Origin of the sequence: Thermosynechococcus sp., from assembly GCF_046299635.1 — a bacterium.
Classification (GTDB): Bacteria; Cyanobacteriota; Cyanobacteriia; order Thermosynechococcales; family Thermosynechococcaceae; genus Thermosynechococcus.
Genome location: NZ_JBKBHV010000009.1, coordinates 62,163 through 87,607 on the forward strand (window position 1 = coordinate 62,163; position 25,445 = coordinate 87,607).

25 protein-coding genes and 1 tRNA gene are annotated in these 25,445 nt (G+C 51.2%); 14 read left to right on the forward strand and 12 right to left on the reverse strand.

The annotated features are described in order from the left end of the window. Positions 1-38: 38 nt before the first annotated feature. Positions 39-2,003, forward strand: coding sequence for a phospholipid carrier-dependent glycosyltransferase (locus ACK4IR_RS05690; protein ID WP_409873268.1), 1,965 nt, complete (start codon positions 39-41; stop codon positions 2,001-2,003). A 42-nt stretch (positions 2,004-2,045) separates the two neighbouring features. On the opposite strand, the gene ACK4IR_RS05695 is transcribed toward ACK4IR_RS05690, so the two are convergent. The 3 genes from ACK4IR_RS05695 to ACK4IR_RS05705 form a co-directional block, all read right to left on the reverse strand. After that, the gene (locus ACK4IR_RS05695) at positions 2,046-2,282 is read right to left on the reverse strand and encodes an SAM hydroxide adenosyltransferase (protein ID WP_409873316.1); all 237 of its coding nucleotides are present in this window, start codon (positions 2,280-2,282) and stop codon (positions 2,046-2,048) included. A 64-nt stretch (positions 2,283-2,346) separates the two neighbouring features. Further along, positions 2,347-2,877, reverse strand: coding sequence for a GNAT family N-acetyltransferase (locus tag ACK4IR_RS05700; RefSeq protein ID WP_409873270.1), 531 nt, complete (start codon positions 2,875-2,877; stop codon positions 2,347-2,349). A gap of 173 nt (positions 2,878-3,050) precedes the next feature. Continuing rightward, positions 3,051-3,341, reverse strand: a complete 291-nt coding sequence (locus tag ACK4IR_RS05705) for a hypothetical protein (protein ID WP_409873272.1) — start codon at positions 3,339-3,341, stop codon at positions 3,051-3,053. A 250-nt stretch (positions 3,342-3,591) separates the two neighbouring features. Here ACK4IR_RS05705 and ACK4IR_RS05710 point away from each other — a divergent pair, with 250 nt between their 5' ends. Beyond that, complete coding sequence (locus ACK4IR_RS05710; RefSeq protein ID WP_409873274.1) at positions 3,592-4,641, forward strand: potassium channel family protein; 1,050 nt, start codon at positions 3,592-3,594, stop codon at positions 4,639-4,641. Beyond that, complete coding sequence (locus ACK4IR_RS05715; RefSeq protein WP_409873276.1) at positions 4,638-5,387, forward strand: potassium channel family protein; 750 nt, start codon at positions 4,638-4,640, stop codon at positions 5,385-5,387. Before ACK4IR_RS05710 ends, ACK4IR_RS05715 begins: the two co-directional genes overlap by 4 nt. Here the strand turns inward: ACK4IR_RS05715 and ACK4IR_RS05720 are convergent. The 5 genes from ACK4IR_RS05720 to psbH form a co-directional block, all read right to left on the reverse strand. Beyond that, on the reverse strand, positions 5,384-6,202 hold the full coding sequence (locus ACK4IR_RS05720; RefSeq protein WP_409873278.1) for a carbohydrate ABC transporter permease: 819 nt from the start codon (positions 6,200-6,202) through the stop codon (positions 5,384-5,386). The genes ACK4IR_RS05715 and ACK4IR_RS05720 overlap by 4 nt on opposite strands. Before the next feature lie 120 nt (positions 6,203-6,322). Continuing rightward, positions 6,323-7,540, reverse strand: coding sequence for an ABC transporter permease (locus ACK4IR_RS05725; RefSeq protein WP_409873280.1), 1,218 nt, complete (start codon positions 7,538-7,540; stop codon positions 6,323-6,325). Between the two features lie 69 nt (positions 7,541-7,609). Continuing rightward, positions 7,610-8,227 (reverse strand): aminoacyl-tRNA hydrolase, encoded by a 618-nt coding sequence (gene pth, locus ACK4IR_RS05730; RefSeq protein WP_409873282.1) that lies wholly within the window; start codon positions 8,225-8,227, stop codon positions 7,610-7,612. Positions 8,228-8,232: 5 nt separating this feature from the next. Continuing rightward, positions 8,233-8,466, reverse strand: a complete 234-nt coding sequence (locus ACK4IR_RS05735; RefSeq protein WP_409873284.1) for a TatA/E family twin arginine-targeting protein translocase — start codon at positions 8,464-8,466, stop codon at positions 8,233-8,235. Between the two features lie 3 nt (positions 8,467-8,469). Next, on the reverse strand, positions 8,470-8,670 hold the full coding sequence (gene psbH, locus ACK4IR_RS05740; protein ID WP_181495330.1) for a photosystem II reaction center phosphoprotein PsbH: 201 nt from the start codon (positions 8,668-8,670) through the stop codon (positions 8,470-8,472). Between the two features lie 86 nt (positions 8,671-8,756). On the opposite strand from psbH, the gene psbN reads away from it, so the two are divergent. Continuing rightward, a complete protein-coding gene (gene psbN / locus ACK4IR_RS05745) occupies positions 8,757-8,888 on the forward strand; it encodes a photosystem II reaction center protein PsbN (protein ID WP_206201138.1) in 132 nt (43 codons plus the stop codon). 2 nt (positions 8,889-8,890) lie between these two features. Here psbN and ACK4IR_RS05750 read toward each other — a convergent pair whose 3' ends face one another. Then, positions 8,891-9,469 (reverse strand): photosystem I assembly protein Ycf4, encoded by a 579-nt coding sequence (locus tag ACK4IR_RS05750; RefSeq protein WP_409873286.1) that lies wholly within the window; start codon positions 9,467-9,469, stop codon positions 8,891-8,893. A gap of 224 nt (positions 9,470-9,693) precedes the next feature. Between ACK4IR_RS05750 and clpB the strand changes: the two genes are divergently transcribed. Further along, positions 9,694-12,309, forward strand: a complete 2,616-nt coding sequence (gene clpB / locus ACK4IR_RS05755) for an ATP-dependent chaperone ClpB (protein ID WP_409873288.1) — start codon at positions 9,694-9,696, stop codon at positions 12,307-12,309. Positions 12,310-12,381: 72 nt separating this feature from the next. On the opposite strand, the gene ACK4IR_RS05760 is transcribed toward clpB, so the two are convergent. Next, on the reverse strand, positions 12,382-12,591 hold the full coding sequence (locus tag ACK4IR_RS05760; RefSeq protein ID WP_409873290.1) for a hypothetical protein: 210 nt from the start codon (positions 12,589-12,591) through the stop codon (positions 12,382-12,384). 638 nt (positions 12,592-13,229) lie between these two features. Between ACK4IR_RS05760 and ACK4IR_RS05765 the strand changes: the two genes are divergently transcribed. The 9 genes from ACK4IR_RS05765 (at position 13,230) to ACK4IR_RS05805 (ending at position 23,296) form a co-directional block, all read left to right on the forward strand. Further along, positions 13,230-14,480, forward strand: coding sequence for an MFS transporter (locus ACK4IR_RS05765; protein WP_409873292.1), 1,251 nt, complete (start codon positions 13,230-13,232; stop codon positions 14,478-14,480). An 18-nt stretch (positions 14,481-14,498) separates the two neighbouring features. Beyond that, positions 14,499-15,248 carry a creatininase family protein gene (locus tag ACK4IR_RS05770; protein ID WP_409873294.1) on the forward strand — a complete coding sequence of 250 codons (750 nt, stop codon included), beginning with the start codon at positions 14,499-14,501 and terminating at the stop codon, positions 15,246-15,248. Continuing rightward, complete coding sequence (locus tag ACK4IR_RS05775; protein WP_409873295.1) at positions 15,249-16,133, forward strand: alpha/beta fold hydrolase; 885 nt, start codon at positions 15,249-15,251, stop codon at positions 16,131-16,133. 38 nt (positions 16,134-16,171) lie between these two features. Continuing rightward, positions 16,172-16,245: transfer RNA gene (locus ACK4IR_RS05780), tRNA-Pro, on the forward strand. A gap of 74 nt (positions 16,246-16,319) precedes the next feature. Then, positions 16,320-17,399, forward strand: a complete 1,080-nt coding sequence (locus ACK4IR_RS05785; protein WP_409873297.1) for an EpsG family protein — start codon at positions 16,320-16,322, stop codon at positions 17,397-17,399. Positions 17,400-17,417: 18 nt separating this feature from the next. Continuing rightward, positions 17,418-18,560: a glycosyltransferase family 4 protein gene (locus tag ACK4IR_RS05790; protein ID WP_409873299.1), complete on the forward strand. Its 1,143-nt coding sequence runs from the start codon at positions 17,418-17,420 to the stop codon at positions 18,558-18,560. A gap of 53 nt (positions 18,561-18,613) precedes the next feature. Next, positions 18,614-19,903 (forward strand): nucleotide sugar dehydrogenase, encoded by a 1,290-nt coding sequence (locus tag ACK4IR_RS05795; RefSeq protein WP_409873301.1) that lies wholly within the window; start codon positions 18,614-18,616, stop codon positions 19,901-19,903. Positions 19,904-19,916: 13 nt separating this feature from the next. Next, positions 19,917-20,939 (forward strand): NAD-dependent epimerase, encoded by a 1,023-nt coding sequence (locus ACK4IR_RS05800; RefSeq protein ID WP_409873317.1) that lies wholly within the window; start codon positions 19,917-19,919, stop codon positions 20,937-20,939. Between the two features lie 23 nt (positions 20,940-20,962). Continuing rightward, positions 20,963-23,296 (forward strand): GumC family protein, encoded by a 2,334-nt coding sequence (locus ACK4IR_RS05805; protein ID WP_409873302.1) that lies wholly within the window; start codon positions 20,963-20,965, stop codon positions 23,294-23,296. Here the strand turns inward: ACK4IR_RS05805 and ACK4IR_RS05810 are convergent. Beyond that, complete coding sequence (locus tag ACK4IR_RS05810; RefSeq protein ID WP_409873303.1) at positions 23,293-23,793, reverse strand: hypothetical protein; 501 nt, start codon at positions 23,791-23,793, stop codon at positions 23,293-23,295. The genes ACK4IR_RS05805 and ACK4IR_RS05810 overlap by 4 nt on opposite strands. A 2-nt stretch (positions 23,794-23,795) precedes the next feature. Beyond that, on the reverse strand, positions 23,796-25,406 hold the full coding sequence (locus ACK4IR_RS05815) for a 2-isopropylmalate synthase (protein WP_409873304.1): 1,611 nt from the start codon (positions 25,404-25,406) through the stop codon (positions 23,796-23,798). Positions 25,407-25,445: the final 39 nt, after the last annotated feature.

Consider the following 25,445-nt stretch of genomic DNA (forward strand, 5'->3'; position numbering starts at 1 on the left):
GCGGTAGTATGCTAGTTTAGAAACCGATTTGATGCCTTATGGTTACCTACTTCATTTCTTCTGCAGTGGTTGCTGGCGCAGCAGCGATCGCCGCCTGTCTTGTCTTCCCACATCAGCCTTTGAATGCTATTGCCCTCTTCCTGTCCCTGACCCTTGTTCAAATAACGGTGGTGACACTGGTGGTGGGAATCTTAAATCTTCTCACCCCCTTATCTTTGCTGATTGGGAGTATCGTTACCGCCGGTCTCCTCATGACTCTGTTGTTGCGCCACAGAGATTGGTTCCTAGTGGAGGAAAGGGATAACCTCGGTAACAGTCAGTCAGTTAGTCTGAGCGCGAAAGGATGGATAGCTGCACTTGGTTTAGCCATTCTAGTTACAGCTTTGCTCCACAAGCCGATTGCCCATCTTTACAACCAAGTGACCTCGGTTCATCCTCTTGTTGGTCTTGATGTAGTAACTTATCACCTTCCGAATGCCATTGGTTATCTTCAAAGCCATGGTCTTTGGAGATTGTCCAACAGATACAGCCAATATCCCGGCGGGAATGAACTCATTAATCTTTGGAGTCTAGTTCCCCTTCATCACGACGGTGCACTCGGCCTAACGACCTTTGCCCTCAATCTTGGTCTGTTACTTGCTGTCCTGCTTTTGCTTCGGGATACTCGGGTTTGGAAGTATAGTCTCTCCTTATATCTTAGCTTTCTCCTCTTCTTATTGGCTTACTTTTTCATTCCTAGTTTCCGATACAGTTTTCTTTACGATGTGGGTCGCAATGACGTAACCGTAACTTACTGGGTGTTGATGGGATTTTGGACATGGATGACATTCGTGAGTGCAAGGAAGGCATCGAAAAGGTTTTGGCTGCTGTGGTCGGGTCTTAATTTTGGCTGTGCGCTGGGTGTGAAGCCCAATGCCCTGTACTATATTGTTGGATTTGGTCTTCTAACGGCTGCTCATTGCATCAAAAGATTGGATAGGAATGCTTTACTGAAGCAACTCAGGGAAGTTTTACTATTTTGGCTGTTGCCGATGATTTTGGTTTCTAGTTTTTGGTACCTGCGAAACTTTTACCTTTTGGGCGGAATTTTTGAAAAGGATCTTTTGGAAGAGGGCAGTAGCTTAGTAATTGCCAAACATATTTTTAATCCTTCTTTTTACAATTCGTACCGTTCACGGGTTACTCCGATTCTTGTCCTACTCAACACTATTCTAGTGATTTTGGTTCTCCTCAGAAAAGTCAGACATAGGAACACTTATTTTCTTATTTGCTTCAATGTTATAGCTTTTCTAGCATGGCTACTTACTCCCTTCGGCGCTGGACCTAGCTTAAGTGAACTTGCCTTGCAAGCACGACTCGGCGGTTCCTACATTGTAGGGTTAGTAGTTCTGCTCATTTGTATAGGCATGCAATTCACCTCGACACTAATACAACGGCTTTGGTCAGAGTCAAGAGAAATTTTTGATCAACTTTTCAGGGCACTGCATTGTCGGTTAAAGCTTCGGGGTTATCTAACCTTGGCTCTTGTGGGTGGTAGCTTTGCCGTTTGGACAGGGATGCTGCTCGGCCAAGCCGTTGCTTACCAACCACCGAGGGGTCTACCAGGCTGGGAAAAGGGATTGAGTCCCCTTTTTACTTCAGTTCGTTTATTTCCTCTGTCTGATCAAATGAAAAAGTCTGTAGCCATTTATGAATCAACTCAGGAAAGTAGGGTTTATGAATGGATTCATGAAAACATCCACGATTCTCGTATTTTGAACCTTGGCTTAGCAAGTTATGGCTTGGTCAATTTCCCCTTCAGTAATGAGGTGATTGTTCCGTACCGCATCTCTGAAGCAAGCGATGAGTATGACTACATCACTGTGTTACTTTTTCATCCCCACGAGGGAACTTACTTAGACCCAGAGCGGTGGAAGCCTTTTGTGAAAACTCCGGAGCTGTATCGGCCTGTTTTCAGGGATCATCTTGCGTTGGTATTGGCGAAGCAGCCGCTTCCAAAATAAAAATAGTGTTCTTTACCTTAGCACTTTTATTCTGTAAATTCGTTAGGAAGATCTCTGTCTTAGCCAGACAGGGTCGCCGTTTTCACAGCGGAGCACCTTTTGAGCACTGCCGCCGTTGACTGCAAGTTCAATCAAGCCGTGACTACCCGCAAGGGCAATTAAGCGATGAGGGGGAGCGTCGCCATAGGTCTTGACGATGGAAATCTGCTGCCCTTGAATCTCCACGTAGCAGTACCCCTTGCTGGGCAGGGTAGTAATCAAATTGCCGAAGCGATCAATGGCCTAGATGCAACCACGGATACGGCAGGCATCCCTCACTGCACTTCCTGTTGGATGGCGGCTGCTAACTCTTGGCGGCAGAAGCCACCGAAGCCACACCATCGAGCACTAAATCCTTGACATAGACGCGATCGCAGCGCTGGGTTTCTACACCACTGGCCGGTTGATAGCCCGACTTTTCGTACAGATGCACTGCCGCCGTCATGATCGAGGCGGTTTCAATCCAGATCTTGCGATAGCCGGCTGCTTGAATGGCGGCCTCCAGATGGTGCAGGAGGAAGGTTCCTAAGCCTTGACCACGCACACGGGGATGGAGGTACATTTTGCGAATTTCCACCGCCGCTTCCCCCCGCTGAATGGGATAGAAGCCAATCGTGCCAACCACCTCACCCGCTTGTTCCACCACCCAAAACTGTCCACCCCGGCGATGGTAATAGTCCTCCACATGCACGACATCGGCATCTGCCCCTGCGGGTTGCCACAGAAGACCAAACTCGCTTAAAACATCAGCAATGAGTTGGATGACCGCTGCCCGATCGCGATCGCACCAATGGCGCACCCCACAATCCCCATAGTGAAGAAAAAATGCACTCAAGGATGGTTGCCTCCGGTAAGATATTGCCCTTTTCAGAGGGATAGAACACGCTCAAAAACTCAAGGTAGGGGCTACTGAACCTGTCCCCAAAGCATCCCCTCTCTGTCGAAAAGGACTGTACTGCCACTCTAACGATTTGGTGGCAGACTCGCAAGAGCAGGTTGCTTCCGTTTTTAGCTTTCCCGAAACTTTGCTGTGGCCACCGCTCTCCTTGGCACCGGCTTGGTATGGGAAAAGAGGCCGAATGCAGGAACAATGCAAAACGTTGTTGTCGTGATGTAGGGGCGGTCCTGCCATGCGCCGTGCAGAGGTTCTGTGCCGGTGCCGCCTAGGGGGGAACTGCCGCTCTCTTCAAAAGTATGGATGACAAAGGCTCCTAGAAAAGCTATGCTTTTGATACACTCAAGGGGATAGCCTTTTCGGCCAATGGCGGCATTGGTTGTGCTGCCGATAGAACCGCTCATAAGCTGGAGTGTAAGAACTCATTGAGGGCTTTGAACGGCCTAATTTGCTAACTGGTGAAGTGATCCCAGCGGTGCCCTTGCCCATCAGGAGAGTTGCGCCGTTTATTTTTGCAAAGAGCCTTCCCAACGGGATAATGTCAACTGTCTGCCTTATCCCCTAGCCACCGACCCCTGGCCACACCATTCAGATTCAGCCTCTGCCCGTTCCCTTCCTTGTGTCCACCCCACGAGCGCACGTATTGGCCAAGCCATGCGACGGTTACCTGAGACCCCTGCCCTCAACCGTTTTGTGATTGGCATCACCCTCTTTGTCCTGCTCACGTTGGTGGCGGTGGGGGGGTATACCAGCTTTGGCTGGAACTGGCTCGATGCCCTTTATATGTACGTGATCACCGTCTTTGGCATTGGCTATAGTGAAGTGCGGCCCTTGGTGACCCCGGCCCAACGGTTCTTCAACATGATGATCATTGTGGCCGGCAGTGCGGCAACGGTTTATACCATCGGTGCGGTGGTGCAACTGTTTACCGAAGGGGAGATCAAACGCCTGCTCGATATGCAGCGGGCAAGCCGTGACATCAATAAACTTAACCGCCATGTCATTGTCTGTGGTTTTGGCCGCATTGGTCAGGTCATGGCTCAAGAATTAGCGGCAGCCAAGACCCCCTTTGTGATTGTGGATGTCAATGAACAGCGCATTGATCTGGCTCTCCAGTTGGGCTATTTGGCCTATTTAGGGAGTGCAGCCGAGGAGGAAACGCTGCAGGCGGTGGGCATTGATCGGGCGATCGCCCTTGCAACCGTGCTGCCCAACGACACGATCAATGTGTTTATCACCCTGACGGCGCGCTCCATGAGACCGGATCTCCTGATTGTGGCACGGGCCAACTTGGCAGCCACAGAATCAAAACTACGCATGGCAGGCGCAGACCATGTGGTATTGCCGACTAAAATTGGCGCTAGCCAAATGACCAATCTCATTCGACGGCCACGCATTGATTTCCTCGAACAAACGGGCGATCGCGAGACCCTCAACGACCTCTTGCGTCACATTGATGCTCGCTTAGAAGAACTGGAGATTACCCCCGAGAATCCATACATCGGTACGCGCTTGACAGAACTTGAAATCCACGGCCAAGGGGCGTTTATTATCGTGGGCTTACGCAAGAGTGACGGCCAATTGTTTCCGATCCGGACTCATCCCCTTGTGGAAGTGGGCGATACATTGATCTTATTGGGTCATGCCCAAGATGCCCCCAAACTGATTCGCAGGTCCACCCTCCGCCCCCGCTCCTTTCGATGACCCCTCCCTCCCTTCTGGCCGATCTCAAGGATCACGTCATTATTTGCGGCTATGGTTCCCTTGGTCGCATGTTAGCGATGAACTTGGCCGAAGCCCAAATCCCCTTTGTTGTAATTGACAACCAGCGGCAACGACTCCGGCTGGCGCAGCAGTCCGGGCATCTTTTCTATCGCAGCGACGATCTCATGGATGAAAATGAACTGTTAGCTGTGGGAGTAGATCGCGCCCGCACGCTGGTGGCCGTCTTGGCCGATGATGCCAGTAACGTCTTTGTTACGCTCATTGCCCGTCGCCTCAATCCCAACCTGCAAATTTTGGCCTATGGGGAGTTGCCGGCCACAGAATCCAAACTGCGCTTTGCCGGTGCCGATCATGTGGTTTTGCCCTCCAGTATCAGTGCCCAGCGGATAGTGCAGCTCATTACGCGCCCCACCGTGTTGGATTTTCTGGAAGAAAAGGAGGAGCGCAGTCACTTAATCGAGCTACTCAGTCAATTGGATCTCCAGATTGAGGAATTTACCCTGCCTTTAGATGCCTCGCTCGTGGGACTGGCGATCGCCGACGTGGAAGCCAAAGGGCGAGGGCGTTTTATTATTATGGCCGTCCGCCATCACAATGGGGAGTTAGTAACTCATCCCCCCTTAACCCTGCGCCTAGCGGCAGGGGATACCCTGATTGCCCTTGGGCGGGCAGCAGAAATGAAAGCCTTTTTCCGGCAGTATGGCCATCGCCGCTTAGGCATCTAGCCCTTAAGACCGGCTCCCGTTTGGGAGGGAATGATATACCGTTGCAGGAAAATAAAAACCAGGAACACAGGCACCATTGCAATCACCGAGCCGGCCGCAATCAGTCGCCAATCTAGGGAAAACGTCCCCGCCAAGGTCATTACACCGATGGGAAGCGTGTAAAGTTCGGGTTGATCCAAGACCAACAGTGGCCAGAGAAAATCACTCCAAGCGCCGATAAACACAAAAATGCCAAGGGTAACCAAGGCAGGGCGAATGGCCGGCAGCATGACAAACCACCACAGCCCCAATTCTGAGCAGCCATCGAGGCGGGCGGCTTCTTCCAATTCCTTGGGCACCGCCAGAAAGGCCTGTCGTAAGAGAAAGATGCCAAAGGCAGAGGCCAAACTCGGCAGCATTATTCCTAGGTAGGTATTCCGCAGACCCAACTGCACCGCCAAAATAAACAGGGGAATCATGATGATTTGAAAGGGAATCATGATCGTGGCCAAGATAGCCGTAAAGATCACCTCCCGCCCCCGAAAGGAAAGCCGTGCCAAGGGATAGGCGGCCAAGGCGGAGGTGAGGAGATTGCAGGCCACCGTGAGAACCGCCACGAGCGTACTGTTAAACAGGTACTGGCCGAAGGGATGGGTTTGCCAGACGGTTGTAAAATTCGCCAAGGTCGGCTCGGCAGGTAACCAGCGCGGTGGAAAGGTAAAGATGTCCTCATTGGCGGACTTAAAGGCGGTACTGGTAAGCCACAGCAAAGGGAGCAGCATGGCGATCGCGATCGCCCCCAACAGCAGGTAGGTCAAGCTTCGCCGCAGAGTCATCGCCGCGTCCAGAAATTCGTAAACATCATCAACAGACCGCCAATGACAATGGCGATCGCCAAGCCACCGGCAATCCAATCTAGGGTTGATGTTTCCATTTGAAATTTCCCAAGGGTACTGTTAAACACTGCGCAGGGCAACAATGGGATCTAGCTGCGCCGCCCGCTGAGCGGGAACCACCCCAAAAAAGAGACCGATACTGCCCGAAACGCCCACCGCAAGAGCCACGGCAACGGGAGCAACCCCGGCCTCTAGGGGGGTGAGCATCGCCACCAGCATCACACCGCCGACACCGACAGCGGTACCAATCAGACCACCGAGGGCAGAGAGGATCATCGCCTCAATCATAAACTGGGTTAGGATATCCCGCTGGGTAGCACCAATGGCCTTGCGCAGGCCAATTTCTTGGGTACGCTCCGTCACCGACACCAGCATAATGTTCATAATGCCAATGCCCCCCACCAGCAGGGAAATGCCCGCGATCGCTGCCAACATCAACGTCAGGGCATTGCTGATATTGCCGATAATTTGCAGGGCTTCCTTTTGGGTTTGAATCGTAAAATCGTCCTCATCCACAATTTGGTGCCGCAGCCGCAGCAGGTTGGTGATCTGAAACTTGGCGGCATCAATGCTTTGTTCATCGCGGGCAGACACGGAAATAAACGTGAGGGAAATTCCATAGGGAGAGCGCTGTCCGACAATGCGCGAAGACATCGTGGTAATGGGAATATAGGCCGCCTCATCCTGATTGTTACCAAGAAAAGCCCCCTTTTCGGCCATGACGCCAATCACCTCAAAGGAAAGATTCTTGATCCGCACCTGCTGACCCACGGGATTTTCGTTGATAAAGAGCTTCTTGGCCAGATCGGCGCCCAAAATGACCACCCGGCGATGCCGTTCCACATCCTCTTCGGAAATAAAGCGCCCCCGCGCCACCGTAAAGCTGCGCACCGAGGGAAAAGTCGGGGTGGTCCCCACAACCAAAACGGTGGTGTTGCGCCCGCGGTAGGTGACCCGCTGCTGAACCTGAAGTTGGGGTGCCACTTCCTTGACGGTGGGCACTTGGGTGGCGATCGCCACCGCATCCTCAAGGACAAGGGTTTGCGGCACGTTAAAGGTGCGGTTGCGGGCTTGGGGTGTCCCCGGCACAATGAAGAGCGTATTGGGGCCGAGAGATTCAAACTGACCGGCGGCATAGCGCTGTGCCCCTTGACCCACCCCGACCATGGCAATCACCGCCGCATTGCCGATAATAATTCCCAGCATCGTCAGCCCACTGCGGAGCCGATTGGCCTTGAGGGTGGCGATCGCCATGCGCACACTTTCGGTAATGTCCATGATGCTGCGCCGACAACAACTGTCTTTACTTTAACCTGAGATTCGTTTTCCGCCGCCTGCCTGGCAGGGTCAGGATTGCGGTATGGGAATGCTTTTCCCGTTGTAAACATTCATGGCCGCCTCCACCCCCGCCTGCAGACTTAACTCAATGGCAGCCACGGCCAGATCCAGCACGGCGGGTAAAAGGGCCAGTTCCGCCGCCGAAAAATGCCCCAACACAAAGGGCACGGCATTGCGCGGCCCCGTTTGCTGCTTCAGGCGATCGCCAAAGGCAATGCCCACCTTCAGGCGAGGAAACTGCTGGGAATGGCAATGCTGAATAATGGATTTAATTCCGTTGTGTCCCCCCGTCGAACCGTTCAGGCGCAGACGCACCCGCCCTAGGGGCAAATCGGCATCATCGTGAACCACAAGGGTTCGCTCAAGGGGGAGCTTGTAGAAATTCAGCAGGGCATGGAGGGATTGCCCGGAGTTATTCATATAGGTGGTGGGCTTGAGGAGGCGCACCGTTTGACCGTGAATTAAAGCCTCTGCCACCTCTCCTAGGAAGCGCCGCTGTGGTGTCCATTGGATGCCGTGCCGCTGTGCTAGGGCATCAAGAACCCGAAAGCCGATGTTGTGGCGTGTCGTAGCGTACTCTTTCCCCGGATTGCCAAGGCCAACAATGACACAGGGCTGAAGCGCCATGCCACCTAAGCGGAGGGTTCCCGAGACGAGTCAGCCTCTGTCTGGGCTTGCTGTTCCTGCTCAAGGGCAGCGGTCTGCCGCCGTATTTCATCTTGGAATTCCCGGGAAGCCTCTTCAAAGGCCCGCTTGGTTTTGCCAAGGCTGCGGCCAATTTCGGGCAGCTTTTTCGGGCCAAAGATGAGCAGCGCCACCACCAAAATGACGATGAGTTCCGGCAGACCGATTCCAAAAACGTTCATGGATTATCCCAAGGCCGTCCAACTCACATTAACACCATCAATCATGAGGGTGGAGTTGTAAATCTCTAGAATAATCAAGAGAAAAACGAGAAATAATCCCATGAAGACCGCCATCAAGGGGGTGGTACCCCAGCCGGGGGCAACCTTACCGTATTCAGAGTTGAGAGGGCGCAGGAGATCGCCAAGCCAAGTCCGTCGTGCCATAAATCCCTTTTTTGAACGAAATGAACGGCGTTTTAATGTTTTGTAATATTATAGAACCATATCTTGCTCCCATTGAGTACGATTCTATGGAACCTGCAACAGTTCTTAGCATTGCTCTTGCGGCCATCTGCATTGGAGTGACCGGCTACTCCATCTATCTCTCCTTTGGCCCCCCTTCCAAGGAGCTGGCGGATCCCTTCGACGACCACGAAGATTAAACCTACAGCCCCTCGACGGGCACTCCCAAAAAGCTGGCAATCGTTGCGCCTTGGGTTTCTAGTTCCGCCAAAGGCAGCGGAGCACCCACACGGGTAAGCGGCACTTCACCCCGGCCTTTAATCTTCAGGTAGAGGGCACGCTTCGGGTTGAGTCCTTCTTTAATGAGAATTTTCACAGCTTGGACATCGCTAATTGGGCAGCTTACCTCAATTTGGCGATTCTTGCCGGGGAAGCCCCAGCGGAAAATACGGACAAAGCCGGTTTCTTTGTTGAACTCATTGAAGCCACCGCCAATATCCCAGGCGATCGCCAGCCACAGATATGTGGCCAACAGGAGGGCGGCTACCCCGTAAAAACCGATGGTAATCCCTTGGGGAATAAAGACCAGATCAATTGGATTGCCGACGGGCAGGAGATTGCGGTGCAAATAGCTGGAAAGACCTGCCAAAAAGAAGCCCAAGCCACCGATGGAAATGACGGTTGCCCAAAAGTAATTACTGGGGCGACGGGATCCTAGCACCGTATAGCGCAGAACCGACTCTTGCCGAGGGGATGGCTCAGTCACAGGGGAGTGCGTCATAGCTCGTGTTGCCAAAGTTAAAGCACTTTACATATTAAGAGAAATTGGGGGTATTCCTAAAGAAAGAATCTCTCTGTCCCACAATGCCCTGCATAAAAGCTAGGCTAGAACTACTTGGGGGGCTAATTCTACCTGTAGAGTAGGGAAGTCCGAAACAGCGTTTTTCTTGCAATCCATACAATATAAATAGTTATAAACTGTAAAAAGGGGTCAAAGGGTCGGCTATGCAACCATCCAATCCAAATCAATTTACGGAAAAAGCATGGGCAGCGATCGCCCGCACACCGGATCTGGCCAAGCAGGCACAGCATCAGAATCTCGAAAGTGAACACCTGATGAAATCGCTGTTAGAACAAGAGGGTCTGGCGACACAAATTTTCCAGAAAGCCGGCTGTTCGGTGCAGCGAATTCGGGATCTCACCGATGAGTTTATTCAGCGCCAGCCGAAAATCAGTAATCCCAGTGGGGTTTATCTTGGACAGAGCCTTGACAAGCTGCTGGATCGCGCCGAAGAGGCACGCAAACAGTTTGGCGATGAGTTTATCTCGGTTGAGCACCTGGTACTGGCCTTTGCCCACGACGATCGCTTTGGCAAGAAACTCTTTCAGGACATTGGTCTCAGCGAAAAAGTGCTGCGGGAAGCGATTCAGCAAATTCGCGGCTCCCAAAAGGTGACCGATCAAAACCCAGAAGGCAAGTATGCAGCACTGGAAAAATACGGCCGTGACTTAACCTTGCTGGCTCGTCAAGGGAAACTGGATCCCGTCATTGGCCGCGATGATGAAATTCGCCGTGTGATTCAGATTCTCTCGCGGCGCACAAAGAATAACCCCGTGCTCATTGGGGAACCCGGCGTCGGTAAAACCGCCATTGCCGAAGGCTTGGCCCAGCGGATTGTGGCAGGAGATGTGCCCGATTCCCTGCGCGATCGCCAGTTGATTGCCCTAGACATGGGGGCGCTCATTGCCGGTGCCAAGTATCGCGGTGAGTTTGAAGAGCGCCTCAAAGCGGTGCTCAAGGAAGTGACGGACTCCAACGGCCAAATCATTCTGTTTATTGATGAAATCCACACGGTGGTGGGTGCCGGGGCAACCCAAGGGGCCATGGATGCCGGCAACCTGCTCAAACCCATGCTGGCACGGGGAGAACTGCGCTGTATTGGTGCCACGACCTTGGACGAATACCGCAAATACATTGAAAAAGATGCGGCTCTAGAGCGGCGCTTCCAGCAGGTCTATGTGGATCAGCCCAGTGTGGAAGACACGATCTCGATTTTGCGGGGTCTCAAGGAACGCTATGAGATCCACCACGGCGTGAAAATTTCCGATACAGCCTTGGTGGCGGCAGCCACCCTCTCGAACCGTTACATTAGCGATCGCTTCTTGCCGGATAAAGCCATTGACCTTGTGGATGAAGCGGCGGCCAAATTAAAAATGGAAATCACCTCGAAGCCGGAGGAATTGGATGAGATTGACCGCAAGATCCTGCAGCTGGAGATGGAGCGGCTTTCCCTACAAAAAGAAACCTCGGTAGCTTCCCGCGATCGCCTAGAGAAACTCGAAAAAGAGTTAGCCGATCTCAAAGAGGAGCAAAGCGGCCTCAATGCCCAGTGGCAAGCGGAAAAAGAAGTCATTGACCGCCTGCAAGCCATCAAGGAGGACATCGAGAAAGTCAACATCGAGATCCAGCAGGCGGAGCGCAACTACGACCTCAACCGTGCCGCCGAACTCAAGTACGGCAAACTCATCGAGCTGCAAAAGCGGCTTGAACAAACCGAGGTCCAACTCAAGGAAATTCAGGTGGGGGGTCGCTCCCTCTTGCGGGAGGAAGTGACCGAGGCCGACATCGCCGAAATCATCTCGAAGTGGACCGGCATCCCCGTCACCAAATTGGTCGCCTCCGAAGCAGAAAAACTGCTGCACCTTGAGGAAGAGCTGCACAAGCGGGTGGTGGGTCAGGATGAGGCCGTAACGGCCGTGGCAGAAGCCATTCAGCGCTCTCGCGCAGGCCTAGCGGATCCCAATCGTCCCATTGCCAGCTTTATCTTCCTTGGCCCTACGGGTGTCGGTAAAACGGAATTGGCCAAAGCCTTGGCCGCCTTCATGTTCGATACCGAAGAGGCGATGGTGCGGATTGACATGTCCGAGTATATGGAGAAACACGCCGTCTCACGTCTGATTGGAGCGCCCCCCGGTTATGTGGGCTATGACGAAGGCGGTCAACTCACAGAAGCCGTCCGTCGCCGTCCCTATGCTGTGGTTCTCTTCGATGAGATCGAGAAAGCCCATCCCGATGTCTTCAATATCTTCCTGCAAATTCTCGATGATGGTCGCGTCACCGATTCCCAGGGGCGCACGGTGGACTTCAAGAACACGATCATCATTATGACCAGCAACATTGGCTCCCAGTACATTCTCGATGTGGCCGGCGATGACAGTCGCTACACAGAAATGTATAACCGTGTCATGGAGGCGATGCGTGCTCACTTCCGACCGGAGTTCCTCAACCGCGTGGATGAATTCATCATCTTCCACAGCCTGCGTAAGGATCAATTGCGGCAAATTGTCCAATTGCAGGTGCAGCGGTTACAAGACCGCCTCAGCGATCGCCAGATCACCTTGTCCCTCACCGAGAAGGCAATCGACTTTTTGGCCGAAGTGGGTTACGACCCCGTCTATGGTGCCCGTCCACTGAAACGTGCCATTCAGAAACAATTGGAAACCCCCATTGCCAAAGCCATTCTGCGGGGCGACTTCTTCGATGGCGATACAATTCTGGTGGATGTGGGGGACAACGAACGGCTCAGCTTCCGGCGTCAAGCCGAACTGGCAACCGTTTAGATTCCACTGAGACTTACTGAAGAGGGTTGGGTTGAGGCTTTCCCTTCAGCCCTCTTTTTTTGACCAATTGTTTTAGTAGCCTCGGTCAAACAGCGTAATTTTGGCCAACAGCCCCGCTACCATCAAAAAGAGTGCCACCAATAGTGCCCAAAGGCGATTTTCCGTTGAACCTTGACGCTTTCCCAAGTTCACTAACTGCTCACGGTTAGTTTGCACTTCCAAGCGCACCGCCTCGATTTTGGCTTCTATGGTGTTAAATTTCTCGTCAAACTTTGCTTCCATTGAGTTCAGTTTCTCTGCAAACTTAGCTTCCAGAGTCTGGAACTTTTCTCACGAATTTCCGCCTGACCCACTTTCACCTCAAGGGTCAGTTCTGCCAATTGCGACTGCATGGCCTCTCGAAGACCTCTGCTAACTGAGATTGGGTGACGGGTTCACTCATGGATACAGTCTAGGGGTGTATAAGTTCATTCTAGGCTGAGGCTAAAGTCTCTATTTATTTTTAACGCTTTCATAAATGCTGCATTATTTTGGTGGTTGGTTGGGAAGCCAAGTTCTAGCCAAGTCTGGGGTAACGTGTCTGCCCCAGTTCCGTCGTCGGGCTGGCGATCGCCCCCTGCCATATCAACGATGTAGGCTCTCCAAGTTAGCCTAGATTAAAGAGTTACAGCCCTTGGAGAAAGGCAAGACATGCCCACGACAGTTGATCTTGGGGATCGCGGCGCAAAATCTCTTGATAGTAAGCGATCGCCCCCCTAGTATTCCCCACTTACTTCTTCTATCAATCTAGATTACGCTAACAAGGATGCAGAGATAGGGCAAACGCATACAGGGTTATGGCGGTATATTGGATTCAGACTACCCGCCCCCTCTTGGGTAACGATGAGGAAACCTGTGTTCATGGTCAGTGAGCAACAGCAATGGTAAGTTCTGGTTCCAAGCCCCGTCCAGAAGGGTTTGCTGCTCTGATGCAGAACAAGAATTTTCTCAAGTTATGGGGCGGTCAAATCATCTCCCAACTGGCCGACAAAATTTTTTTAGTGCTGCTGATTACACTGGCAGTCTCCTACGATGCCGGCTATGAACTTCCCGGCTCTAAGGCCTCGGCGGTGATGATTGCCAATACGCTACCGGCGGTCTTCTTTGGTTCAACGGCAGGCACGTTTGTGGATCGCTACCCCAAGCGGGAGCTAATGAGCATCACCAATATTCTGCGGGGGCTATTGGTCTTTGCCCTCATCTTTATTCCGAAGCAGTTTACACTGCTGCTTGTGATTGCCTTTTCGGAATCTATCCTGACGCAGTTCTTTGCACCGGCAGAACAGGCAGCCATTCCCCTGCTGGTAAAGGAAGAAAATCTCCTCTCGGCCAATGCCCTCTTTATCACCACAATGATGGGGTCACTGGTGGTGGGGTTTGCCATTGGCGAGCCATTGCTGAGTGGCGCAGTGACCATCGGCGGTGTCTATGCCCGTGAGGTTGTTGTCAGTGTGCTGTATGTCATGGCGGGGTTAGTTTTAGCCTCGATTCGCTACCGAGAAGCGGTTCATGAGCACGATAGCCAACTGAATGTTTGGCAAGATCTACAGGAGGGGTTTCACTATGTCCGTAAGAATCCCCTCTTAGGCAATGCCATGCTCCAGTTGACCATCCTCTATTGTGTTTTTGCCGCCTTGACGGTGTTGGCAGTGAGTTTAGCCCAAGAAATTGGGCTGCGTCCCAATCAGTTTGGCTTTCTCTTGGCCGCTGCAGGGCTGGGGTTGATTTTAGGGGCAGGCATTCTGGGGCAATGGGGGGAAAAATTACATCATCGACCCCTGCCTTTGATTGGCTTTTTGGTAATGGCAGCCGTCCTACTGGTCTTTGCGTTTGTACATCATCTGTGGGTGGGTCTGGGCTTGAGTATTTTGCTGGGGATGGGGGCATCTTTGATTGGCATTCCCATGCAGACACTGATTCAGATTCGCACGCCGGCGGCAATGCGGGGCAAGGTCTTTGGCTTTCAAAATAACATTGTCAATATTGCCCTCAGTGTGCCCTTGGCGATCGCGGGGATTCTGTCGGACTTCTTGGGCCTCACGGTGGTCTTGGTGGGCATGGGCATGTTGGTGGCGATCGCCGGCCTTTGGGCATGGCGGAATACCCGCATCGTTTTTGAGGATGCGATTTAGGAATTTCAGGAGAGATTCATGCCTCTACTGCACTTGGCCACTTGGCCGGAAGTCGAAGCCTATCTCAACACGTCAAAGGGGATTATCGTTCCCATTGGCTCCACGGAGCAGCATGGCCCTATGGGTCTAATTGGTACGGATGCCCTCTGTGCCGAGGCGATCGCCAAAGGGGTCGGAGAAGCCGCTCATGCCCTTGTGGCTCCGACAATTTCTGTGGGCATGGCTCTCCACCACACGGCTTTCCCCGGCACCATTAGTTTGCGTCCCAGTACGTTGATTCTCGTCATTCGCGACTATTTGGTGAGCTTGGTGCGCGCCGGCTTTCAGCGCTTCTTCTTCATTAATGGCCATGGCGGGAATATTGCCACCGTCAAGGCGGCCTTTGCTGAAACCTATGGGGTATTGGCGGATCTACCCATTCCCGAAGTGGATCAGGTACGCTGTGAATTGGCCAATTGGTTTATGTGTCGCTCTGTCATTGAGCTGGCACGAGACTTGTATGGCGATCGCGAGGGTTCCCATGCCACCCCCAGTGAAGTGGCGGTGACTCAATTTCTCTATCCAGAGGCTATTAAGCGCGTGCCCCTTAATCCCGAAGTCAACACTGACCATGCCATCTACAGTGCCGCCGATTTTTGCCGCCGCTACCCCGATGGTCGGATGGGGGCAGATTCCAGTTTGGCCACCCCTGAGCATGGACGGCAATTTTATGAACGCGCCGTCCAAGAGTTGAGCGATCGCTACCGTCAGTTTCTGCAAGCCGACTAAATGACTTGCTCTCTCCCCTCGCAAACGTGGCATTGGCAAAGCTACCCAATTCTCTATCGGCATCAAGGGACGCAGGGCATTCCCCTGCTCCTCATTCACGGCTTTGGTGCCTCCAGCTTGCATTGGCGCAAAAACATTCCTGCCCTCGCTGTGCACCATCGAGCCTATGCCATTGATCTACTTGGCTTTGGTGGCTCTGCTAAACCCCCTCCCTCAGTCATCCCTTACACCTTTGAGACTTGGGCAACCTTGGTTTTAGACTTTTGCCGGGAAGTCATCGGTCAGCCCACGGTTCTCATTGGCAACTCCATTGGCTGCGTGGTGGCCTTACAGGCTGCCGCTTTGCGGCCTGCGTGGGTGAGTCAACTCATCTTACTCAACTGCTCTTTGCGTCAGCTCCACGAGCGCAAGCGACAGCAACTCCCTTGGTACCGCCGTTGGGGAACGAGGCTGCTCCAGCAACTTTTGGGGAATCGCACCCTTGGCACCTACTTTTTCCGCCAGATTGCCCAACCGCGTACTGTGCGCCGCATTCTCCACCAAGCCTATGGCAACACGGCCGCCGTCACCGATGAACTGGTCGAGATCTTGCTGACCCCTGCCCTAGACAGAGGAGCTGCCGATGTCTTTTTGGCCTTTGTTCGCTACTCCCAAGGTCCTCTCCCTGAAGACCTGCTACCGCAGATCACCTGTCCCACCTATTTCCTTTGGGGAGCCGCCGACCCTTGGGAGCCGATTGAGGAAGGTCAGAAACTGGCTCAATTTCCCTGTGTGCAGGCGTTTGTCGCCTTACTAGGGGTAGGCCATTGCCCCCAAGACGAAGCACCTGAGCAGGTAAATGCCTATCTCTTGAAATGGTTGGGAAAGATTTCCGGCAGCAGCTAGGATATTTTCCGAACTCATGTTATACTGGTAAGGCTTGACGGGGCGTAGCGCAGCTTGGTAGCGCACCACTTTGGGGTAGTGGGGGTCGTGGGTTCAAATCCCGCCGCTCCGATAGATAAAGTAACGTTTGACAATCCATCCCATAGACTGATGTTAGTAATCCGCAAACTTACGGGTATACTTTAGTTGAATTCTTCACCAATCTGGCTTGGAGAAATGCTCCCCTATCTTTTAATGTTTTTCCTAACAGCTCTAGCGGCACTCATTCAAGTTCCGAGAGCGTACTATGGTGTCCTTTTTGTCCTCTCTATCCTCTTCATTGGTTTAAGGTTTGAGGTTGGAGCCGACTGGGAAAGCTACTTGTATATTTTTGAAAACTCAAAAACGGCTCCTTGGATAGGTTTAGAAGGACTAGTCACAGATTTTGGCTATCAGATTATCAATAAGACAGCTGCTGCTCTCGGTCAAGAGATTTACTTTGTCAATACGGCGGTAGCAATCATCTATGCCGTAGGGCTGTTTTCATTTTGCAATACACTTAAGGATCGTTATTTGGGTCTGGCGATCGCCTTTCCCTATCTGACAACGGTAGTCGCAATGGGTTACACCCGCCAATCAGCCGTCATTGGCATTGAAATGCTGGCTCTTCCTGCTCTTGCTAAAGGAAAGATTAGGCAATTCATTTTCTTTGTCTTTCTGGCCGCTCTCTTTCACAAAACTGCGGCTGTTTTGCTCATCTTCCCTTCAGTGATATTTATCTTGCAGTTACTTGAAGCCGGAAAGGTGATCTATGCTGCTGCTGCAACTGCTTTCCTTATTCCGTTCATTTTAGTTGCAAATTCATTGCTGGAGACTTTTTCCTATGGCTACCTTGAATCCCAGCTGTCCTCCTCAGGAGCCTTGATTAGGCTGCTCATGAATCTACTACCGGCAATTGCTTTCTTGCTAGAGTATTATGCTGGTCGGAATTTTTTTACATACACTCCCAAAATCTACTTGGCGCTAGCTTGGCTTTCTATTCTATCTTTTCTACTGCTTTTAAGCGGTTCAACAACGGCTGCCGATCGCCTTAGCCTTTACTTAATCCCCATTCAGGTCTATGTTTTAGGAAATTTCCCCTACCTTTTCCTCTCCCAAGCTCCTAGAGCAGTTCACTTTTGGCGGCTGATCTTAATCGCCTATAGCTTTGCGGTTCTTTTAGTTTGGCTCAAGTTTGCCGATCATGCTTTTGCTTGGCTTCCCTATCGAATGTACCCATTTATTTAGCCTATTGAGGTTGTACTGATGACGCATCATGCTTGCCCACAGAAATCCATTGCTATTATTTTTAATGACGCTAAAATGCTCCTTAACTTTAGGAAGGAATTAATTATTAGTTTGATCAAAAATAATTTTGATGTCTTCTGTCTATGCCCTACCTTTGAAGAAGCGGAACTTTCAATTTTAAGTTCTATAGGTGCAAAATGCTATGAGTTTTACCTAGAACGAGACGGTATTCATCCACTCAATGAACTCAGATCTTTAACTTCGCTGAAAAAGCTGCTTTGCCAAATTAATCCCACCATTCTATTGGCAATCACTGCAAAGCCGATTGTTTGGGGACTACTGGCTTCAAGACTGACAGCCATCAGATACCGTGTTGTTTTATTTACAGGCTTGGGCTATGTGTTTACATCAGGAAATCAAAAGGCAAAGTTTTTAAAGCCGATTTTAGTGAATCTGTACAGAATTGCCCTACCGCTGGCTAACAAGATCATTTTCCAAAATCAAGATGACTGTCAAGAACTAACTCATCTCTGTGGCCTAGACCAGAAAAAGGTGCAGGTGATTCAAGGCACAGGTGTCAATCTGCAAGAATGGCTTTATCACCCGCCCCATCTCAGCCCCTTGACCTTTACCTTGGCGGCTCGGTTACTCAAGGAAAAAGGCATTTTAGAGTTCTGCGCAGCTGCGGCTTATCTCAAACAATGTTATCCCGATGTACGATTCTGGTTATTAGGCGGACTTGATAAAAATCCGGGGGCGCTTTCTGAGAAGGATATAGAACAATATACTCAATCAGGAGTTGTGGATTGGCTGGGTTTCGTTAATGTTAAGGAGTATCTGGCTCAAACCAGTGTTTTTGTATTGCCTTCTTTTTATCGCGAGGGAGTTCCACGCAGTATTCAAGAGGCAATGGCTATGGGACGCCCCATTATCACTACTGATGTCCCCGGCTGCCGTGAAACAGTCAGGGAAGGTTATAATGGTCTCTTGATTCCACCTAGAAATATCAATGCGCTGGTTACGGCAATGAAACAGTTTATTGATCATCCCGACTTGATTGAGAAGATGGGCTTCAATAGTTATCAAATGGCAGTTGAACTATTTGATGTCAAGAAAATTAATGCTCAGTACCTTCAGCTCTTCAGTGAAGGCATAGTATAACATAATATAAAGAACCTTAGCTCAGGTTATGTTAGTCTGAAATCCGAATTAGTATGAACATGAATTTCCTTTCTTTGGATAACTTAAAAATCGCCGTCCTTGGTCTTGGTTACGTTGGCCTACCGTTGGCGGTTGAGTTTGGAAAACGCTATCCCACCATTGGTTATGATACTAACCTAGAACGCATTACCGAACTCCAAGCAGGGCAAGATAGAACAGGTGAAGTCTCGCCAGCAGACTTAAAGAGTGCCTTGCACCTTCAGCTCACAAATTGCTTGAGCGATTTGAAGAATTACAACGTTTTCATTGTGGCGGTTCCCACACCTGTTGATGCCCACAAGACTCCCAATTTGGAACCCCTAAAGAAGGCTTCTGCCAGTGTGGCACAAGTTTTATCTCCCCCAGCAGTTGTGATTTACGAATCCACCGTCTATCCGGGGGTTACCGAGGAGATTTGCGTTCCAATTCTAGAGCGTGGCTCGGGGCTGACATTTAACCGCGACTTCTTTGTCGGCTATAGTCCGGAGCGAGTTAATCCGGGCGACCCAGAGCATCGTTTAACAACCATTTGTAAGGTCACTTCCGGTTCAACACCACAAATAGCAGACTTGGTAGATCAATTGTACGCTTCCATCATTCCGGCAGGAACCTATAAGGCAAGCTCGATTCGGGTTGCTGAGGCTGCAAAGGTTATCGAGAATATTCAGCGAGATATTAACATTGCTCTTATGAATGAGCTGTCCATCATTTTTAAACTGCTGGGGATTGATACCCAAGAAGTCTTGAATGCTGCCGGAACTAAGTGGAACTTTTTGCCGTTTCGACCCGGTTTGGTGGGGGGTCATTGCATTGGGGTTGATCCCTACTATCTGACGTACAAGTCCATTGCCTACAACCACCATCCGGAACTGATCTTAGCAGGTCGGCGCATTAATGATAGGATGGGCTTTTACGTTGCTTCGCAGTTTCTCAAGCTGCTTATTCAGAAAGGAATTCGTCTTCCCCATGCCCGCATTTTAGTGATGGGTTTATCGTTCAAAGAAAATTGCCCGGATTTGCGCAATACCCGCGTCATTGATATTGTCAATGAGCTACAAAGCTATGGTTTTCAGGTAGATGTCTATGATCCTTGGGTTGAGCACCAACAAGCAGAAAGAGAGTACGGAATTAAGCTCATTGATGAGCTGCAACCCCGGCATTGGGATGGCGTGATTATTGCCGTGGCCCATCGCCAATTTCAAGAGATGGGTACTACCGGTATACGGCAGCTTTTGAAAGAGCCGGGGGTTCTTTATGATGTGAAGTGGGTTTTGCCCAAGGAAGCAGTTGATGGTCGTCTATAGCACGGTGGACAAAATGACAATTCTGGTGACAGGCGCGGCCGGATTTATCGGCAATGCGGTAGCACTGCGGTTGCTTGAACGGGGCGATCGCGTGATCGGTCTCGACAATCTTAACCCCTACTACGATGTCAATCTGAAAAAAGCTCGCCTTGAGCGGCTTGCTGGTTTTGCCAAGTCAGGTCAGTTCACCTTTTGTCATGTGGATCTCATTCACCGAGAATCCGTCAGCCAACTGTTTGCAGACTTTTTGCCACGACGGGTGGTTCATCTGGCTGCCCAAGCGGGCGTACGCTATTCTTTAGAAAATCCCCTTGCCTACATTGACAGTAACATTGTGGGGTTTGCTCATATCTTAGAGGCCTGCCGTCACCACCAAATCGAACATCTTGTCTATGCCAGTACCTCTAGTGTCTATGGCGCAAATCGAAAACTCCCTTTTTCTGTCCAAGATAGTGCCAATCATCCCTTGAGCCTGTACGCTGCCACGAAAAAAGCCAATGAACTCATGGCCCATACCTACAGTTACCTTTACAATTTACCCACCACCGGGCTGCGCTTCTTTACCGTCTATGGGCCTTGGGGACGACCGGATATGGCATTGTTTAAGTTCACAAAAGCCATCCTCAACAATGACCCCTTACCTGTTTTCAACTATGGTCGGCATCAGCGGGACTTTACCTATATTGACGACATTGTGGAGGGCGTTGTTAAGGTACTGGATCACCCGGCAACTGCCAACCCTCATTGGAATCCTGAGAACCCCGACCCCAGTACCAGTCTAGCCCCTTGGCGTCTTTACAACATCGGCGCCCATCGGCCGGTGGAATTACTGCGCTATATTGAACTCTTGGAAACCTATTTAGGCAAAAAAGCAACGCTGAATCTGTTGCCCCTTCAGCCCGGCGATGTCCCCGATACCTATGCTGATGTGGAAGCGCTGCGCGCCGACACAGGCTACGAACCAACCACACCGGTTGAGGTGGGAGTACGCCGCTTTGTGGACTGGTATTGCGAGTTTTATCAAATTAAACTGTAAATCTAAAACTAAGGTGAAGGCCAATGCAAAACAATGAGGCTTACCCAAACAATACATTGACCCTCTCTGCAAACAATGAAAGGCAGATCAGAGATAGCCTCCTGCAACCCGTCACAGCCGAGAGGATAACTATTGGTGAACTCTTAGCAGTCCTCAAGAGACGCTGGAAGATTGCGGCTACTGTTGGTTGTACCCTTGCCTTGACCTACATCGGCTACTCTTACGCCTTTCAGAGAAGTTACCAACACACTTTTACTATACAAGTTGAGCCGATCCGACCCCTGGGAGCAAAGGCGGTGTCGCTTCCTGACGCCACTCGCGGAGTAAGCGAACGTTTTCTCTCCCTTCCTTTGCTTTCTGGGGAGACTACAGGGGATGTGTTAACGCTGACACAAATTCTAAGCAGTGACTTTGTTCTGAAGCCGATATATCAAGAATTGGTACAAGAGGGGAGTATAGATGCCAGTAAGTATAGTTACCCATCATTTCGTAATAGTATTCAAATTGGGCAAAGTAGTAAAGGGAATAAATCTTTTCTCGGAGCGCAAAGCTCCAAAGTTATCGAAATTAAAGTTTTCGCAAAAACTAAAGAGGAACTCAAATTGCTTTTGAATTTAATTGCCTCAAAAATAATTGAATTTAATGAAAAAGAAAAACAACGGCAAATAGAAGAGAATTTGCGTTATGTGAATCAGGAAATTAGAAAAGGCCTTGCTCAGATTGAAGAATTAGAAGATCAGCTCAGCGCATTTCGTCGGACTCATCAAGTTTTAAGACCGGATGCCGTTCCTCAAACTATCGTTAAGGGAATTGCTACGGATGCTGACCTATACCGTGAACAATTCGCCGAGTTGATTGGAGAAAAGAGTAAAAACGATTCAAAATTAGCCGCTTTGCGGCAAACCTTTGACTCCATTAACAGCCAACTCAAATTAAATCCCGATCAGGCATTTGTTGCCTCAAGGTTGAGTAGTTCAGATAGCTATAGTGGCTTATTAGACGGTTTAATGAGCACCGAAAAGGAGCTGGCAACCGAGTTAAGCCTTCTGGCTCCCAACTCACCGCCTGTGCAACGGCTTGAGGAAGAAAGGCGTTTGTTACTCTCAAAGCTCAAGAAAGAGGCTCAGCGGGTTGCCGCTAAAAGCCAAGTGGCCAATCCTGAAGGATTAACTGCCTACCCTGACGGTCTGCTCGGTAAGTATCTGGATACAAAGGTTGAATTGGAGTCTCTGCAACGATTAGACGCAGAGTTGAGCCGCCAGATTACCGCAACCCGCGCACAGTTAGAGCGCTTGACGCGCTTGGCCAATCCCTATCGCAAAATTGAGCAACGCCTGGCAATCACTCAGGAGTCTCTCCAGCTCTTGTTGCAGACTCGGCAGTCTTTGCAACTCCAAATTGCTCAGCAGGATTTTACTTGGCGGGTGCTCTCGGACATTGACGATCCGGAGCGGTATGAGCCGATGATGCGGCTGCCAATGGCTCTTCTAATTGCTCTGATTTTAGGAACGACCTCAGGAATCCTTGTGGCACTGCTGTGGGACTTCCTCGACACTCGTTTTTTGACGGTCGATCAGGTTCAGCAACGAACCTCTTTGCCGATCATTGCTCAAATCCCTTTGGCGCGTGAGTTTGATCAGTACACCTTTGCACGCATAGAAACGCCCCTGACCCTTTGGCGACTAGAGGATCACCTTGCCGAGGCTACACCAGCTTTTAGGGAAAGCTTTTACTTTCTGTTGAGCCATTTAGACCGATTGGCGAGGGCATCCACAGTGGCGGTGACTTCTGCGCAAGCACAAGAAGGGCGAAGCACCATTACTGCCTACCTTGGTCTTGCGGCTGCCACGGTTGGCAAGAAGGTGTTACTGGTGGATACCCACTTGCGGCGGCCGGGATTGCACGAGGTTTTTGGCATTGCGAACACCGCCGGTTTAGCCGAGCTTCTTAGCGGTAGCGTCCCCCTCCCCAATTGGTCTGCACTACTGCACAACGATGGTCAAACCCTTTGGGTACTCACCGCCGGTCAGCCCCGGCAGAATCCCGCGGCTTTACTGAGTTCACCTCTGTGGTCAAGATTTTTAGCGGCAGCTCAGGAGGTTTTTGATCTCATCCTTCTGGATACGCCGCCCATGGTTCAGAGTGCAGAAACGGCTCAGGTCATCGCCGCTGTCGGCCACACGGTGTTTGTGGTTTGCCTTGGGAGAACGCAGCAAAAGACTTTTGCCCAAGCATTGCAGGAATACGATTTGGGGTTCAAGCACAAGGTAATGGGAATTGTGGTGAACGGGGCGCGGTGGCAAGATCGCCACGCCTTGGTCGTGCCGAAGGCGCTGCCGGCTGTTGTGGCCTCTTAGGGCATACGCTGGGATCGCCAAGTCTGCCTAGGCATTCGCCCGTTAAAGAACCAGCCAATGTAAGGCGTTGGCAACAAAGCAGCAAAAACCCGCAAAATTATCCCCAAGTGGGCAAAGAAGGTCAACCCCACCCAAAAGAGGGGAAACCAATGGGCACGTGGATCACTGCTGAGGGGTGGAAAGATTCGATAGCCCAGCCAAATGAGGGCAGGCGGTAGGGTAACTAAGAGAATCGCCAAAATAATGGCAGTATAACTGAGACTCACAGGGGGAGTATTCAGCGATCGCCACTGAGTACCGGTCCACTGCCAGCGAAATGGAATAGCGCTATCTTCCAGCCGCGCCGTTTGATGCCCCAGATCTAAGGTGAGAATATGGCGGCAAAAGTTACAGGCATAGGTATCCATGAGTACCATCGGCGCAATTTGGCCGTGGCGACAGACCGGGCATAAATAGACCCCATTGGCTTCCAAGGGCTTAGCGGTGGACTCTGACATACCTAGGCTTGGGAATGGAGTGCCCGTTGTTCAAGACCGCGGTAGAGGCGGTTGAGGGCATTCATATAGGCATGGGCAGAAGCGACAATGATATCGGTGTTGGCAGCATGACCCGAATAGATGCGATCTTCATGCTGGAGCCGAACCGTCACCTCACCCATGGCATCAATGCCGGCGGTAACCGATTGCACCGAGTATTCAATAAGACGGTTGGGAATCTGCACCAGCCGATTAATGGCGCGATAAACGGCATCCACCGGCCCTGTACCAATGGCTGCATCGGTCAATTCTTCGCCGCTGGGGGTACGGACGGTAACCGTTGCCGTCGGCCGAGCATGATCGCCACAGGAGACTTGGACAAATTCCAGTTGATAGCCGCGCAGATCAATCCCTTGAGTTTCATCCTTGGCAATGGCCTCTAGATCGCGATCCGTGATTTCTTTTTTCTTGTCCGCCAGTTCCTTAAAGCGCAAAAAGGCTTTATTGAGTTCGGTTTCACTGAGTTCAAACCCCAACTCCCGCAGGCGGGTGGCAAAGGCATTGCGGCCGGAAAGCTTGCCCAAAACAATTTGGTTGTCGGCTAGGCCAATGAGTTGGGCGTCCATGATTTCATAGGTTTGCTTGTGCTTGAGGACGCCATCTTGGTGAATCCCCGATTGGTGGGCAAAGGCATTGGCACCAACGATCGCCTTGTTGGGTTGAATCAGCATCCCCGTTAGGTTCGAGACCAAGCGGGAGGTTTTGTAAATTTCCCGGGTATTGATATTCGTCAAGGGCGCTTCCGATTCGGGCGGACGGCCAAGGAAGGGGTTGAAATACTGCCGCCGCACATAGAGAGCCATCACCAGTTCCTCAAGGGCGGCATTCCCGGCTCGCTCACCGATGCCGTTAATCGTACACTCCAGTTGCCGTGCCCCATTTTTTACCGCTTCCAAGAAGTTGGCGACGGCTAAGCCGAGATCATTGTGACCATGGACGGAAATCACGGCGCGATCAATATTAGGCACATTTTCCTTAATGCCTTTGATCAGGGCACCAAACTCGGCGGGGGTGGTGTACCCGACGGTGTCGGGAATGTTCACCGTTGTGGCTCCGGCATCAATCACCCGCTCTAGAACTTGATAGAGAAACTCCGGATCGGTTCGCCCGGCATCCTCAGGGGAGAACTCCACATCATCCACAAAGGACTTGGCATAGGCCACCATTTCCGGGGCAATTTCCAGTACCTCAGCACGGGTTTTCCGCAGCTTGTACTCTAGGTGAATATCCGAGGTGGCAATGAAAGTGTGAATGCGGGGATAGTAGGCGGGTTTGAGGGCTTTTGCGGCAGCTTCAATATCTTGGCGGGTAGCCCGAGCAAGACCGCAGATCACGGGGGAGGTTTCACTGCTACCGACCGTTTCGGCAATCCGCTGTACGGCCTCAAAGTCACCGGGACTCGCAAAGGGGAAGCCCGCTTCAATAATATCCACCCCCAGCCGCACCAGTTGACGGGCGATCGCGAGCTTTTCATCCACATTCAGTGAGGCACCCGGCGACTGCTCACCGTCCCGCAGGGTGGTATCAAAAATCAGCACTCGATCAACCGTCTGGGGAGGATATTTAATGCGCATAGACAAGCCCCCTGCAGCTATGAAAAGAGTGGAGATTAG

Bases quoted from the DNA above. Each gene is read 5' to 3' on its own strand.
- ACK4IR_RS05690 (WP_409873268.1), top strand. From the start codon at position 39: ATGGTTACCTACTTCATTTCTTCTGCAGTGGTTGCTGGCGCAGCAGCG.
- ACK4IR_RS05705 (WP_409873272.1), bottom strand. From the start codon at position 3,341: ATGAGCGGTTCTATCGGCAGCACAACCAATGCCGCCATTGGCCGAAAA.
- ACK4IR_RS05710 (WP_409873274.1), top strand. From the start codon at position 3,592: ATGCGACGGTTACCTGAGACCCCTGCCCTCAACCGTTTTGTGATTGGC.
- ACK4IR_RS05715 (WP_409873276.1), top strand. From the start codon at position 4,638: ATGACCCCTCCCTCCCTTCTGGCCGATCTCAAGGATCACGTCATTATT.
- ACK4IR_RS05720 (WP_409873278.1), bottom strand. From the start codon at position 6,202: ATGACTCTGCGGCGAAGCTTGACCTACCTGCTGTTGGGGGCGATCGCG.
- ACK4IR_RS05725 (WP_409873280.1), bottom strand. From the start codon at position 7,540: ATGGACATTACCGAAAGTGTGCGCATGGCGATCGCCACCCTCAAGGCC.
- pth (WP_409873282.1), bottom strand. From the start codon at position 8,227: ATGGCGCTTCAGCCCTGTGTCATTGTTGGCCTTGGCAATCCGGGGAAA.
- ACK4IR_RS05735 (WP_409873284.1), bottom strand. From the start codon at position 8,466: ATGAACGTTTTTGGAATCGGTCTGCCGGAACTCATCGTCATTTTGGTG.
- psbH (WP_181495330.1), bottom strand. From the start codon at position 8,670: ATGGCACGACGGACTTGGCTTGGCGATCTCCTGCGCCCTCTCAACTCT.
- psbN (WP_206201138.1), top strand. From the start codon at position 8,757: ATGGAACCTGCAACAGTTCTTAGCATTGCTCTTGCGGCCATCTGCATT.
- ACK4IR_RS05750 (WP_409873286.1), bottom strand. From the start codon at position 9,469: ATGACGCACTCCCCTGTGACTGAGCCATCCCCTCGGCAAGAGTCGGTT.
- clpB (WP_409873288.1), top strand. From the start codon at position 9,694: ATGCAACCATCCAATCCAAATCAATTTACGGAAAAAGCATGGGCAGCG.
- ACK4IR_RS05760 (WP_409873290.1), bottom strand. From the start codon at position 12,591: ATGGAAGCAAAGTTTGACGAGAAATTTAACACCATAGAAGCCAAAATC.
- ACK4IR_RS05765 (WP_409873292.1), top strand. From the start codon at position 13,230: ATGGTAAGTTCTGGTTCCAAGCCCCGTCCAGAAGGGTTTGCTGCTCTG.
- ACK4IR_RS05770 (WP_409873294.1), top strand. From the start codon at position 14,499: ATGCCTCTACTGCACTTGGCCACTTGGCCGGAAGTCGAAGCCTATCTC.
- ACK4IR_RS05775 (WP_409873295.1), top strand. From the start codon at position 15,249: ATGACTTGCTCTCTCCCCTCGCAAACGTGGCATTGGCAAAGCTACCCA.
- ACK4IR_RS05790 (WP_409873299.1), top strand. From the start codon at position 17,418: ATGACGCATCATGCTTGCCCACAGAAATCCATTGCTATTATTTTTAAT.
- ACK4IR_RS05795 (WP_409873301.1), top strand. From the start codon at position 18,614: ATGAACATGAATTTCCTTTCTTTGGATAACTTAAAAATCGCCGTCCTT.
- ACK4IR_RS05800 (WP_409873317.1), top strand. From the start codon at position 19,917: ATGACAATTCTGGTGACAGGCGCGGCCGGATTTATCGGCAATGCGGTA.
- ACK4IR_RS05805 (WP_409873302.1), top strand. From the start codon at position 20,963: ATGCAAAACAATGAGGCTTACCCAAACAATACATTGACCCTCTCTGCA.
- ACK4IR_RS05810 (WP_409873303.1), bottom strand. From the start codon at position 23,793: ATGTCAGAGTCCACCGCTAAGCCCTTGGAAGCCAATGGGGTCTATTTA.
- ACK4IR_RS05815 (WP_409873304.1), bottom strand. From the start codon at position 25,406: ATGCGCATTAAATATCCTCCCCAGACGGTTGATCGAGTGCTGATTTTT.